The sequence below is a fragment of the Burkholderia dolosa genome (genome assembly GCF_902499135.1).
Taxonomy (GTDB): Bacteria; Pseudomonadota; Gammaproteobacteria; order Burkholderiales; family Burkholderiaceae; genus Burkholderia; species Burkholderia dolosa.
The window spans coordinates 28,265-41,447 of the sequence record NZ_CABVPR010000018.1; the positions used below are offsets into that span (position 1 = coordinate 28,265).

The window sequence follows — 13,183 nt, forward strand, 5'->3', positions numbered from 1 at the left end:
GAGCCGGTCCGACCTGCGCGGGCGTTTCGACCGGACGTATCGAATTACTTTCCGTACAACTTCGGTCGGTTCACGATCACCTATCGATATAGCGACCACGCGCGCGGCCGGTTCTCACCGACCCGGCCGCTCCCGCTCACTGCCCAACCCTGAACTCGATCCGCCGATTCCTGGCCCGCCCCTCCGCCATATCATTCGGCGCGATCGGCTGATCCGGCCCGACCCCTGTCGTCGTCATCTGCTGCGGCGGGATTCCCTTCGTGATCAGGTAGCCCTTCACCGCATCCGCCCGCGCCTGGCTCAGCGCGATGTTCGACGTCCGGTTCCCCGAATTGTCGGTATGCCCGATGATGTCGACCGTGCGATTCTGCAGCTTCGACAACGCGGCCGCCATCTGATCGAGAATCTGCCTGCCTTGCGGCGTCAGCGTCGCGCTGCCGGTCTCGAACTCGATCGTCCGGTTCGCAAGCGTCTGGTCGAGCAGCCCCTGTTCGGATGCCGACACGCGCAGCGCGTTCTTGATCGTGTACGTCGGATTCAGCGTGTTCGCCATGTCGCTCGCGATCTGCTGGCGCTGCGCCTCGTTGTGCACCTCGCCCTTCATCTCGATCTGCGTGCCGTTGATCTTCAACTGCCCCTTGCTGATCTGCTTGAGCTGCGCGCCGAGCAGCTTCTGCACGTTCGCGCTCCAGTTCGGCGGCGTCGCGACGTCGCCGACCTCGATCTGATCGACGACGTTCGCCGCGCCGTACGTATCGCGCAGCTTCTGCAGCACGGCGGCCTTGGTCGCCTCGTCGGGCACCTTGCCGCCGACCACCACCTGGCCGGGCACCGCGTTCGCGGGCGGCGGCGTGATCGTGCCGGCCGTACCGCGCACCACCGTGCCCGATGCAGTGCCCGGTGCGCCGGCGTTCGGCGCGGGCAGCGCGGCGGTCGCGACCGTGCCGTTGCCGACCGGCGTGACGGTCGCACCGCCCGTGTTTTGTGCGTAGGCCGCACTGTTGCCGACGAGGCCGGCAGCGAGAAGGACGGCAACGAAGGACGACAAGCGCGACAAGCGCATCCGCCGGACATGAATCGTGCGTCGCATCCCGTCAGCCTCCGATGAACGCTTCGCGGAACGCGTCGATGGCGACGCGCAGCGACAGCTGCGGTTGATCGAGGTAGCTGACGAGCTTGCTGATCTGCGGATCGTTTTGCGCATGGGCGTCGATCCACTCGGGATCGTCGATGTCGATGTTGTGGGCGGCGTACGTTTGCGGATCGACGACGCTGAGCAGCGTCTTCGCCGACGCACCGTTGAAGCCGATGATGAGCCGTTCGCGCTCGGCGATCGTGCCGATGAAGATCGCGAGCTCGAAATCCGCCTGCGCGACGAACGGCGCGATCAGCTCGAGCCAGAACGCGGCGACGAGGCTGCGATAGAACGGATCGACCGGCAGCGGCAGCGTGAGGCCGCGCTCGATGTGCGACGAGCCGCTCTGCATCACGGGCCGCAGCAGCGAGCCGAGCGCGAGCATCGCGCCGCGCAGCCGCACCGGATGGCCGCTTTCGAGCAGCATCTGCTGCAGCCCGTACAGCGACTGGTGCTCGACGAAGTCGTTGAACGTGCCGTCGTGCGACGTGCCGGGCCCGCCGATGTCGATCGGCACTTGCGTGTCGCCGAGCGCCTGCAGCGCGCCCGGCGGTTCTTCGGCACCGAGCAGCGGCGGAATCTGCGCGGCGATGCGCGACCACAGGCGCGCGAACGCGAGCGGACTGCGCGCGAGGAACGCGAGCGGACGGTCGACTTCGAGCGCGGTCGCGGCGAGGAACGGGAAGCGGCGCTTCGATACGTCGTGGCTCGCGACCATGTGCCCGGCGATCGCGAGCTTGCTGCGCGAGCCGAGGAACGCGAAGTGCATCGGCTTCGCATCCTCGTAGACGATCTTCCAGCGCGGATCTTCCGCGAGCAGTTCGAGCGCCTGTGCGATCCAGCGGTCGAGCGTCTGCAGCAACTGCGGGTTGTGCGCGCTCTTCACGAAGTCGCCGCGCGACGGAATCTTGCCGAAGTAGGCGATTTGCGCCTGAACGGTTTGCGTCATTGCGCCCCCTGTGCATTCGTTCCGGTAGCGGCCGCGATCGCCGGCGCCGCGCCCGGCGCGCCGGTGCCGGCCTGCGTCGCATTCTGTGCGGCGCCCGTGCTCACGTCGGCGACCGACGACGGCAGCTGCAGGCCGCGCAGGCTCTGCTGCTGCGGCTGGTCGCCGCCGCCGCCGGTCGGCTGCGACGTGCTGATGATGCGCATCGTCACCGACACGCTGACGCTGCCTTGCGTCCACGTGAGATCGAACGTGCCGTCCGGGCGGCGCTTGCGCTGCGCCGAATTGATCAGCTTCTCGAGACCGTAGCGGCCCGGCTCGTTGACGAGCTGCACCGTGCGGCCGTCGAACGTCGTCGCGGACAGCGTCGCGCCCGGCGATCCCTGCGGATTCGGCCACACGAAGTTGGTCCACTGCGGCGGCGTGTTGCGGTAGCGCAGCTGCTGGCCGTCGATCGCGATCGTGTATTCGGTCGTGCCGGTGCTCGGCTGCGGCAGGATCTGGAACACGGTCTGCGGCTCGGATGCCGCCGCCGCCCCGCTGGCGGCGCCGCCGGCAAGCGGCGCAACCCAGCGCGCGAAGCCGTTCGTGAAGTCCGGCGTGAGCCCGATGCCCATGTCGCCCCACGTGCGCGCGGCGAGCGTGTCGCCGCGGCGCACCGCGAGCGGGCCCAGCGTGGTGCTGACGAACTTCGCGATCGAGCCGTCCGGACCGAACACCTGCGCGATCTCGCCGGCGCCTGCCTCGACCTTCGCGTTCGCGGCGAACGGATACTTCGTCGCGAGCGAGTTCTGGAACGGCTGGTAGACCTGCGCGTTCCACACCTTGTTGACTTCGACGCTGGCCGGCTGGATCACGACCGCGAACGCCTGCATCAGCGGCCGCACGAGCAGCGGACGCAGCGACTTGCGTTGCGAGTCGGTGAGGCCGGTCAGCATCTGCTCGTCGACGAACTTCAGCGAATCGGCGAGTTCCGAGCCGTTGCCGTCGAGCGTCTGCTGCATCAGCTGCCGCGCGCCCGGACCGGGATCGCCCTGGTTCTTGATCACGTTGAAGCGCGTGCGAACCTTCGACAGCGTGTCCATGTAGCCCTTGAGCATCGACGTGCCGTCGTGCGTCGCGACGATCCGCGCGAGCCCGATGAACTCCTGCCCGATCGGGCCCATCGGCACCTCGGCCGGATTGCCGTTGATGTCGATGTTCGCGGCGGCCGCCTGGCCGGCCTGCGAGCGCGAGAACAGCTGCTTGAACCAGTTCACGACGCCCGTCTGCGCCTTCTTGATCGCGACGTTCGCGAGCGACGGGTTGTCCCACGACGTCTGGTCGTAGGCGGTCTCGAGGATCTTGCGGATCGGCGAATCCTGCGGATCGCCGAGGCGGTTCATTCCGTCGACCGCCTGACCGAAGCTGCTGAAGCCCTGCACCGCGATGCCCTGCATGAACTTCTGCCAGTGCTGCGCGTACTCGGTCTTGTACATGCCGACGAGCGTCTTCTGGATCTGTTCGGGGCTGCCTTCGAGCGTCAGGTCGTCCTGCGTCGACGTGTTGAGCACCCAGTCCTTCGCCTGCAGTTCCTTGGTCGCCGCGTCGCGGATCGCCGGCTGCACGTAGTCGAACCACGCTTCGCGCGTGAACGTGCCCGGAATCGCGTAGCTGCCGGCCACGAGCGACTGGTTGCCGTCGCCCACGATGCGCGCGATCGTCATCGGCGCGAAGCGGGTCGACGCGCGCGCCTTGATTTCCTCGTAGACGCGCTGGCGGGCCGGCATTCCGCGCACCACGCGGCGCAGGTTCTCGCGCGTCTGGTCGACGAGCGCGAGGTTCGCGTCGATCATCGGCCAGTCGTTGTCGTTCACGCGCGCGAGATAGAACGAGATCATGCGCTCGGCGCTGCGGATCATCTCGTCGCGCGGCATGTTGCCGCGATTCGTCTCGAGCCAGCCGCGCCAGAAGCGCGCGAGCTGGTCGGTCAGGTGCGCCTGCTCGACGTGACGCTTGTCGGACAGCATCAGGTACGTCTTCAGTGCGTTGTACGCGTCCTGCACGTTGGTCGGCGACGCGTCGCTATAGAGGCCGCCCTGCGGCGCGGCCGGCTGCTGCGCAGCGGTCGTGCCCATCGACGCCGGCTGGGCGCCGCCCGCCTGCGCTGCCACCGCGCCGGCCGCACTCGTCGACACCGGCAGCGCGCTCGCCTGCACGGCGCCCGACTCGGGCGGGCGCGTCATCGGGACGAGCTGCTCGGGGTGCGCGTTCACGTCCTTCAGGAACGACGCGAGATTCTGCGATACCGGCGCGAGCAGGATCTGCCGCACGCCGTTGTAGTACTCGGTCAGCAGATGCTGTTCGAGGCGATCGCCCTGATACAGCCCGAGCGACACCGACAGCGGCTTGTCGCGGCGGAACTGCTCGAGCTGCTCGATCCGGTCTTCGAGGATGTCCATCGCCTGCAGCCGCGACTGCAGGTCGTTGCGTCCCTGCTGCAGCCGCGTGACGTTGTCGAGGTCGGCCTGCACGTTCGCGACGAGCTGCTGGTTGCCGATCGTCGACCACGTCCAGCCGCCGAGCGCGATCGCGAGCGCCGCGACGAAGCCGAAGAACGTCGCGTAGCGCAGCCGCGTCTTCGTCGGGCTCGCGAACTGGCGCACCGTCTGGCGATCCGCGAAGATCACCTTCGAGAACAGGTCGCGCAGGAAGAAGCCGTTCTTCGAGAACGCGCTGTGCGGCTTCGGCAGCGCGCTCGCGTCGAGGCCGAAGCGGTGCGCGATGCGCTGCGCGGCCGCGCTGTTGGTTTCGCCTTCCTGCAGCGCGCTCGTGAAGTAGAAGCCGCGGAAGATCGGCTTGTACTGGAACGGGTTGTTCTCGAACAGCGTCGCGAGGAACGCGCGCAGCGCCGGCTTGATCGTCGAGAACTCGAGCGGGAAGCTCAGTTGCCCCGGCGACAGCTGGTTGCCGCGCGACAGCGACAGCTGCGCGACGCTGATCTCCTTGAGCCCTTCGTACAGTTCCTCGAACCGCTCGTCGAACAGCGCGACCACGTCGCGCTTCTCGTCCGGCTCGTAGGGCAGCGTCGCACCCCACACGCGGTCGTATTCCTGCTTGTCGCTGCTGCTGAAGAATTCGGTGAAGCCGGTGATCAGGTCGGCCTTCGTGAACATCACGTAGACGGGCGCGAACACCTCGAGCTTCTCGGTCAGCTCCTGAACGCGCTGACGGAGGTTTTTCGCGAGGTTGATCGCGAATTCGGGGCGGTTGCCGGTGAGCTCGGCGATGCTCGCGGTCACGATGATGCCGTTGATCGGCGCCTTCGGGCGATAGCGCTTCAGCAGGCCGAGAAAGCCGAGCCATTCGCTGCGGTCTTCCTCGTGCACCGAATAGCGGCCGGCCGTGTCGAGCAGGATCCCTTCGGTCGTGAAGAACCAGTCGCAGTTGCGCGTGCCGCCGATCCCGTGGATCACCGCGCTGTTCTTGTCCGCGAACGGGAACTGCAGGCCGGAGTTCAGCACCGCGCTGCTCTTGCCCGCCGCGGGGTTGCCGATCACGATGTACCACGGCAGCTCGTACAGCGCGGAGCCGCCCGATACCTGGCCGATCTTCGACGTCTTGATCGTTTTCACCGCGTCGGACAGCCGCGTACGCAGCACGTCGAGGTCGGCGGCCTTCGCGTCGGACGCGACCGCGGCCGCGGCCGGCGCGGCGATCTTGCCGGTTTCGGCTTGTTCCTCGAGCACCTGGCCGAGCTGCCGGTTCGCGCGCTTTACGCGCCAGCGGCGCCACAACGCGACGACGAGCCACAGCGCGAGGATCGCCGCGACCGCGAGCGCCGCCCACAGGAGCGGCAACTGCAGCAGATCGGCGACGATGAAGAGGACTGCCGCGAGCGCGACGATCCCGACGATCGAGAGCGTACGCGGATGAGTCAGCACGTTGAGGATGCGTTGCATAGGACGTTCAGGTTCCGGTGCGATTCGGTGAGGCGACGCAGGTGCGCCACGCGGCAAGGGTGGCGTCGCGATGTGTCGCCATGCTGTCAAACGGGGTGAGGCGGGCGGGCATCAATGCGTCCGCGGCATCGGAGAAGGCGCGCGCATTAATGAAAGGACGCTGTGAGATTTAAAACGGAAACGGCAGCCGGACAAAATCGCGCCACGAAACGCACGACCGATTGCGCTGCCCAAGTCATTTCCCGCCGGGTGATTAAAAAGCCCCATGCCGCCCTCATTATTTCCTGTCCGGCAGCCCTGGCTAGCTGCCGCGTCCCAGTTTAAAACCGGGTTTATGGTATTCCACGTGCCCGAGATCCATCATTTTCCATCGGCCGCCCCAGGTCAGGCCGACTTGTTCGGCGACTTGCCCGTACAACTGGTAGCCGCGCATTGCCCAAGGATCTTTCTCGGAAATGACCAGCTTGCCGTCGCGCAGGAACGCATTGTCGGCCGCCAGTCCGAATTGGTGATAACTCTGGAAGGCCGCCGCATTGGTCACGTTGCTGCCCATTTGCGCGAGCCGGTTCTGCCGTTCCGGGCTTCGATAACCTTCCAGCAGCGCCATTTCGTAACCGTGCTGCTCGTGCATGATCTTGTAGACCAGCAGCAAACGCGTACGGAAATCCGGATCCAGCAGATTCCAGTCGCGGCTCGCATCCTTCAGCGCCGGCCGCACCTGTTCCACTTCCTTCGTGGCAAAGACTTCCGGCGGCAACGGCGGAGGCGGCACCAGCTGCTCGCCCTGCAGCAGCGCGGCGATTTTCTCGTCCGGCACGCGCGCCGTGTCGTCGTACTGAAACAATTGCCGGCCGCGTAACGCAATGGCGACCAAAGGCGGCGTCGCAAGAATACCTGCCGACACCATAATCATCAAGCGCCGCCGAACCAGTAAATTTTGCACGTCGCTTAATGCGCCGCGCGTCGCGGTTGCCGATTTAACAATCTGACTGCGCGCGCGCGCCGCGCGATCGTTCGCACGACGCGCAAGACGGTCGTGAAACTGCGCGACGGAATCGAAAACCGTCGCGCGGATACCCGGTAAAAGCAACAGTGCCGCAACCGCGACGGCAACGGCGAAATAGGCGACTAGGGCGACGGCAATCAACGAAATCCCCGGAAATTGGAATTGATTGTGTTTTGCAATGCTTGCTCTTAGAATCAGGCTGCTTCGAGAGGCCGGGCTATATTATCGCGGTGAATTAAACCAGGATTCAATGAGACGCTGAATGAGTGCGCCGGAAAATTCAAATTCGAAAACTCCGCCCAGCCTGCTGTCCGATACGAAACCGGCAGGCGAAGGAGGACCTCAGCAGTCGCGCATTCTCGCGAATCTGGAGGGGCGCGTCACGCCGCCGGCCGAGCCGCCGCGCCGTTCGCTGAAGGCGCCGATCGCGGCCGTCGTCGCGCTGGTGGTCGCCGTCGGCGGCTGGGGTGCGTGGCGCTGGCAGCAGCAGTCGGGCGAGCAGGCCGCCGTCGCGTCTGCCGCTCCGGCACAACAGCCGCAGAAGGCCGAGCCGGCCAGCGGTGTCGCCGCACAGAGCGCGCAAAACACGGCGTCCGCTGCGCAGCCGGCCACGATCGTCAACGACGATTCCGCATCGCAGGCCGTTGCGTCCGCATCTTCCACGCCGGCCGCCGACGACAGCCGTCTGTCGCGCGCACTCGCGAACGGCGCCGACGACGCGTCGGGCGTCGCCACGTCGGCTGCGGCAACGGCAGGCGCCGCAGCGATCGCGACGGCCGCCGCCTCGGCGACGGCGAAAACCGCGAAGGCCGATACCGCGAAGAACGCGAAGGTCGCCGCGCGCGGCAAGACCGACGCGAAGGCGGAGGCCCGCAAGCATCACAAGGAACAGCAGGCCGAACTCGCGCAGGCGAAGAAGCGTCGCGATGCGACGACGCGCACGGCGAGCGCGAAGTCGTCGGTGAAGGACGATCCGGATGCCGATCTGCTCGCGGCGCTCGTCGCGCGTACGAAGCCGGCGGACAAGCAGGCGGCCGCCGCGCCGAAGGCGCAGCCCGTGTCGGCCAAGACCGCGGCGACGGGCGGCTCGCTCGCGTCGCGCGTGAAGGAATGCTCGGAGCGCGGGTTCTTCGAGGATCAGCTGTGCCGCTGGCGCGTGTGCGACGGCCACTGGGGCAAGGATCCGGCATGCCCGACTGCGTCGCAGCCCGAGAATCGCCAATAACGCTGCCAGCGCCCGCCGCATGTTTTTCTATCGCGCCGCCCATCGGGCGGCGCGCTGCTTTTGGGCGGCCGGAAGCGGCCGGCACGATCGCGTGACATTGTCACGAGAATGTCACGCGCATCCGGCATACGTCTCCTTTCCCTTTCCGGCGCGGTGCGCGCGATCCGCGCCGCGCGCCGCACGACTTTCGACACGATGGACCTGATCGTACAGACTTACGGCGCCGACACGTCCGGCATGGTGTGCGGATTCCGCTTCGTGCCGGGCGGATCGGGCGCGATGCTCGACGCGGACGCGGCCGCCGAATGGCTGCGCGCGTGCCGCGGGCGCGACGCGGCCGCATCGGACGATTTCGTCTGGCTGCATTTCAATCTCGCGCACGGCGCGAGCGAGCGCTGGATGCGCACGCATCTCGGGCTGCCCGACAGCTTCTTCGAATTTCTGCACGAAGGGTCGCGCTCGACGCGCATCGAGCAGGAGGACGGCGCGCTGCGCGCCGTCGTCAACGACGTGATGTTCAATCTCGAGTTGACGCCGTCCGAAATCGCGACGCTGTTCGCGCACGTCGAGCGGCGCATCATGATCACCGCACGGCTCAAGCCGCTGCGCTCGGTCGACACGCTGCGCGCCTGCGTGCGCGACGGCGAGCGGTTCCGGTCGCCGGCCGAGCTGCTCGTGCATCTGCTGCGCGATCAGGCCGATCTGCTGATCCAGATCATGCGGCGCACGAGCGTCGACGTCGACCGGATCGAGGACAGCTTCCTGTCGCAGCGGCTCACGTCGAACCGCATCGAGCTCGGCGCGATGCGCCGCACGCTCACGCGCCTGCAGCGCATGCTTGCGCCGGAGCCGGGCTCGATCTTCCGGCTGCTCGCGAAGCCGCCCGCATGGCTGCATGCGGAAGACGTGCAGGAACTGCGCGAATCGACCGAAGAGTTCTCGCTGGTGCTCGCCGATCTCGCGGGGCTCAACGAGCGGATCAAGCTGCTGCAGGAAGAGATCGGCTCGCGTCTGGACGAGCAGAACAACCGGACGCTGTTCACGCTGACGCTCGTGACGGTGATCGCGCTGCCGATCAACATCGTCGCGGGCTTCTTCGGGATGAACGTCGGCGGCGTGCCGTTCGCGGAGAACAAGCACGGGTTCTGGCTGATGGTGCTGCTGGTCGCGGGCTTCACCGCGCTCGCCGCGTGGTGGGCGTTTCGTCGGCGCGACGACCGCTAGCGGCCGTCGAGAAACGCAGATCCGTCGAAACGGGCGGCGGCCCGATCATCGCCGGGGCCGCCTCCGTCGAAACACCGGCCGACGCCGCGGAGTGCGCGGCGCCGGCCGAACCGGCTACGTTACTGCGCCGCCGTCTTGCGCGGCCGGAACACACCCTGATAGCGCAGCGTCGGACGTTCCTTCTCGACCGGCGCAGCGCCGCCGAAGCTCGGCGTCTGACGCAGCTTCATCGCGGCCGGCGAAGCGACGGACCCGATCGACGTCGAACGCGAAGCCGGCGCGAGGTTGTTCGCGACGAGCAGCGCGGCTTCGCTCTTCAGGTTCGCGAGCAGCACCGGATCGGTCGAGCCGTTGATCTGCGTGAGCAGGCCGCTCCACGCCGCGTCGCTGTAGTTCACGACGTAGTAGTCGAGCCCGCTCGGATCCGCGACCACGCCCGTGCAGCCTTCGAGCCGCGTCTGCGTCTGCGTGTCCTTCAGCGCGAGCGTCATGCGGTTCGCGAGACCCTGGCCGTACGCGAGCGTGATCGGCACCGTCCACTGCAGGCCCGGATACGCGTTCTGGTTCGGGAACGGCTGCTGTTTCAGCGTGACGATCGTCTGGTTCTTCGTCATGTCGCACTGCGTGTCGAGCGAGATCAGCGGCACGCCGGTCTGGCGCACGTAGCTGTCGCCGATCGGGCCGACCGCCTGGCCGCTCGCCTTCGACAGCGCATCCCACAGGCGCTTCGGCGTGCCGTTGCCGAACGAGTAGTCGGTCAGGTACTGCTGCAGCCCGCGGCGCATCGTCTGCTCGCCGAGATAGTTCTCGAGCGTCTTCAGCACGTGGCCGCCCTTGTCGTACGTGAATGCGCTCGCGCTCAGCACGAAGTCGTTCGACGCCCAGTCGTTGAAGTTCGGCGCGACCGGGAACGCGTTCGGGCCGATGTCGCGATTGATCACGCGATACTTGTTCTTCACCTGATCGAGCCAGCTGAATTCGTCCGGGAAGAACTGGATCGTCGTCTTCGTCTCGAAGAACGTCGCGAACGACTCGTTGAGCCACACGTTGTCCCACCAGTCGGTCGTCACGAGATCGCCGAACCACTGGTGCGCGACTTCGTGCGTCAGCACCTCGTTGCCGTAGCGCGACATCGGCTGGCCGGGCTGCGGCAGGATGTCGTCGGCGAACTCGAGGATCGACCCCCAGTTCTCCATCCCGCCGAAGTTCAGGTCCTTCTGCTCCTTGAACGCGTCGTTCGCGGCGACCGTGTCGAACTTCGTGAGCGGCAGCGCGATGCCCGTGTAGCGGTAGTAGAAGTCCAGCGCCTGCTTCGTGCGGTCCATCGCCGGCTTCGCCCAGTCGCGCATGCCCGGCGGCGTGAACACGCGCAGGTGCAGACCGCCCTTGCCGCCCGGCAGCGGGCTCGTGAAGTCGTCCTCGTACGTGTCGAACAGGCCGCCGCCGAAGAACAGCAGGTACGACGGCATCGGCGGCGTCTTCTCGAACTGCACGAGCTTGTAGCCGCCGCCGATGTTGGTCGACGGCTTCTCGGCCGCGTTCGACACGACGCGCCAGTTCTGCGGGACTTCGGCCGTCACTTCGTAGGTCGGGCGGAACGCCGGCTCGTCCCAGCCGGGGAACCATTGACGCGCGAGGTTGGTTTCGCCCTGCGTGAGGATCGCGCCGCTCGTCGTGCCGTCGGTGCTCTTCAGGTCGACGCGGAAGACGCCTTCGGCGGCCGAGCAGCCCGGATACGGATCGTCGCCGCAGCTGCCGCCGGTGTGGTTCACCGGATCGTCGTACGACTTGAAGTTGATGATGCCCGACCACTCCATGTGCAGCGAATAGTTGCCCGGCGCGATCGTGCCGCTCGACGGACGCAGCTGGTAGAAGTCGCCCTTGTCCTGCGGCGTCGCGATGAGCTGGATGTTGCCCGGCTGCAGCGTGATGCGCCCGTTCGTGAACTTGATCCGGTGGCCGGCCACCACGATGTTGTTGACCGGCTTCAGCACCTTGATCTCGACGTCGGCGCGTCCGTCGAACGCGTTCAGCGCCTCGTTCGGGCGGAACCACAGCCGGTAGTTGACCGGCACCACGGTGTCCGGCAGCTCGACCGGCGGCACGCTCTTGTCGACGTTGGATGCGCTCGGCGGCGCGGTGACGGCGGGCGACGAGCCCGCATGCGGTGCGCCGGCGGAGCTGAGCGCGGAAGCCGAGCCCACGCCGCCGTCGTCGCCGCCGCAACCGGCGAGCGCGAGTGCGGCGACGAGCGGCAGATAACGCATCTTGCGAATGTTGATCGACATGACTGAAACCTCGATTGTTGAAAGAGTCGTTCAGTGCTGCGAAAACGCCGGCAAAGGCAATCCCCCGCCGTTAATCAACAGCGACGAGAAATTCCAATGACGGATTATTCGAAAAGGCGATCGGCCGACTACGTGAAGGTAATCATCGTTTGCTGCCCCCTCTGTATTTCCGGATATCGGTTGACTGGCCGGTTCAAATGGACGGGTGCGTGTTGTACTGAGTGATGGATTTCGCGCGCCCGGCACGAGGCGGCACGCGCCGTACGGGCGTGCCTCCGCTTGAACCGACGACCCACGGGGCTTGCCGGACCGGGCCGCACGACGGAAGGACGGCGTGTCGCCGTTCCGTAAAATCGCCGTCATGCGGCTTGAAGGTTTGTCGGCCTGCTCGAAGGATGCGTCAATATACTTGATGGTTTTGGGTAAAGGAAACGAAAAAATTAGAAAGCGTGACTATTGCAATTCTTCCGTCGAATTGAATGCCGCAATTCATTAATCGGCGTTTTCAGTCGCTCGGATTTTCCGTAGTTTTAATCTATTAACGATCGTGCGCATGAGTGAAGACTACGAAACGGGGCGTCGGCGGCGCGACCGGTACAATGCATCGACGTCGACCGATCGATTTCTGCAAGGAGGCCTGTCCCATGTTCCGAGCGCTGTCCGCTGTCGCGCCGCTGCGCGCGATGCTGCTGCTTGCCGCGTTGCTCGTGCTGAGCGGTTGTGCGAGCCTCACGCGCGAGCCGGTGCGCGTATCGGTCGTCGGGCTCGATCCGCTCGTCGGCCAGGGGCTCGAGATGCGTTTCAGCCTGAAGCTGCGCGTGCAGAACCCGAACGACGCACCGATCGAATACGACGGCATCTCGGTCTCGCTCGACCTGAACGGCATGCCGTTCGCGAGCGGCGTCAGCGATCGTTCGGGCGTCGTGCCGCGGTTCGGCGAGGCCGTGCTCGACGTGCCCGTATCCGTATCGGCATTCGCCGCCGCGCGGCAGGCGTGGAACCTGCCCGGCGCGGCCGCGAACGGCGAGCTGCCGTATGCGCTGCGCGGGCGGCTCGCCGGCGGCCTGATCGGCACCGTGCACTTCGACGATGCGGGCACGCTGCGCATGCCGGCGATGCCGGGATGGGGCGGGTGAGCGACGTGCCGGCGCGATTGCCGCGCGGTTCGCGCGGGGTGCGCATGTCGGTTGCGCACACGTCGAGTCCGGTCATCGGTATCGGCGATCGGGCACGAGCGAGCGGTACGGCGCCCGAGCGTGGCGCGAGAGCGGCATCGCGGCGGTGACGCAGCGTCCGCTCGTCTCACCGCTCGGTCGCAAGTAATCCGGCGTGCGCAACGTGTCCGGCGCACTCGCCGTCGCGTGCGCTTTGCCGCGCGCGCAAAGCGCGGTATGGTGTCGTCCGCGGCGCGATGCCGC

Annotated in this window: 8 protein-coding genes; 3 read left to right on the forward strand and 5 right to left on the reverse strand. The window is 66.6% G+C overall.

The features are described from left to right. Window positions 1-136: 136 nt before the first annotated feature. The 4 genes from BUB20358_RS10650 to BUB20358_RS10665 form a co-directional block, all read right to left on the reverse strand. The gene (locus BUB20358_RS10650; RefSeq protein WP_006765321.1) at window positions 137-1,090 is read right to left on the reverse strand and encodes an OmpA family protein; all 954 of its coding nucleotides are present in this window, start codon (window positions 1,088-1,090) and stop codon (window positions 137-139) included. 4 nt (window positions 1,091-1,094) lie between these two features. Beyond that, window positions 1,095-2,084 carry a type VI secretion system-associated protein TagF gene (gene tagF, locus BUB20358_RS10655; RefSeq protein WP_006765320.1) on the reverse strand — a complete coding sequence of 330 codons (990 nt, stop codon included), beginning with the start codon at window positions 2,082-2,084 and terminating at the stop codon, window positions 1,095-1,097. Beyond that, the gene (tssM, locus tag BUB20358_RS10660) at window positions 2,081-6,022 is read right to left on the reverse strand and encodes a type VI secretion system membrane subunit TssM (protein ID WP_006765319.1); all 3,942 of its coding nucleotides are present in this window, start codon (window positions 6,020-6,022) and stop codon (window positions 2,081-2,083) included. The genes tagF and tssM overlap by 4 nt, the downstream gene beginning before the upstream one ends. Window positions 6,023-6,323: 301 nt before the next feature. Beyond that, window positions 6,324-7,169, reverse strand: a complete 846-nt coding sequence (locus tag BUB20358_RS10665) for a M15 family metallopeptidase (protein WP_006765318.1) — start codon at window positions 7,167-7,169, stop codon at window positions 6,324-6,326. A gap of 121 nt (window positions 7,170-7,290) precedes the next feature. Between BUB20358_RS10665 and BUB20358_RS10670 the strand changes: the two genes are divergently transcribed. Beyond that, complete coding sequence (locus BUB20358_RS10670) at window positions 7,291-8,253, forward strand: hypothetical protein (RefSeq protein WP_006765317.1); 963 nt, start codon at window positions 7,291-7,293, stop codon at window positions 8,251-8,253. Window positions 8,254-8,448: 195 nt separating this feature from the next. Beyond that, window positions 8,449-9,477 (forward strand): transporter, encoded by a 1,029-nt coding sequence (locus BUB20358_RS10675; RefSeq protein ID WP_035973435.1) that lies wholly within the window; start codon window positions 8,449-8,451, stop codon window positions 9,475-9,477. Window positions 9,478-9,596: 119 nt separating this feature from the next. On the opposite strand, the gene BUB20358_RS10680 is transcribed toward BUB20358_RS10675, so the two are convergent. Then, window positions 9,597-11,765 carry a M1 family metallopeptidase gene (locus BUB20358_RS10680; RefSeq protein ID WP_006765315.1) on the reverse strand — a complete coding sequence of 723 codons (2,169 nt, stop codon included), beginning with the start codon at window positions 11,763-11,765 and terminating at the stop codon, window positions 9,597-9,599. A 644-nt stretch (window positions 11,766-12,409) separates the two neighbouring features. On the opposite strand from BUB20358_RS10680, the gene BUB20358_RS10685 reads away from it, so the two are divergent. Then, window positions 12,410-12,901, forward strand: a complete 492-nt coding sequence (locus BUB20358_RS10685; RefSeq protein WP_035973138.1) for an LEA/WHy family protein — start codon at window positions 12,410-12,412, stop codon at window positions 12,899-12,901. Window positions 12,902-13,183 lie beyond the last annotated feature (282 nt).

What these genes read in the sequence shown, in the direction of transcription:
- BUB20358_RS10670 (WP_006765317.1), top strand. Translation starts at nt 7,291, where the DNA reads ATGAGTGCGCCGGAAAATTCAAATTCGAAAACTCCGCCCAGCCTGCTG.
- tagF (WP_006765320.1), bottom strand. Translation starts at nt 2,084, where the DNA reads ATGACGCAAACCGTTCAGGCGCAAATCGCCTACTTCGGCAAGATTCCG.
- BUB20358_RS10650 (WP_006765321.1), bottom strand. Translation starts at nt 1,090, where the DNA reads ATGCGACGCACGATTCATGTCCGGCGGATGCGCTTGTCGCGCTTGTCG.
- tssM (WP_006765319.1), bottom strand. Translation starts at nt 6,022, where the DNA reads ATGCAACGCATCCTCAACGTGCTGACTCATCCGCGTACGCTCTCGATC.
- BUB20358_RS10680 (WP_006765315.1), bottom strand. Translation starts at nt 11,765, where the DNA reads ATGTCGATCAACATTCGCAAGATGCGTTATCTGCCGCTCGTCGCCGCA.
- BUB20358_RS10675 (WP_035973435.1), top strand. Translation starts at nt 8,449, where the DNA reads ATGGACCTGATCGTACAGACTTACGGCGCCGACACGTCCGGCATGGTG.
- BUB20358_RS10685 (WP_035973138.1), top strand. Translation starts at nt 12,410, where the DNA reads ATGTTCCGAGCGCTGTCCGCTGTCGCGCCGCTGCGCGCGATGCTGCTG.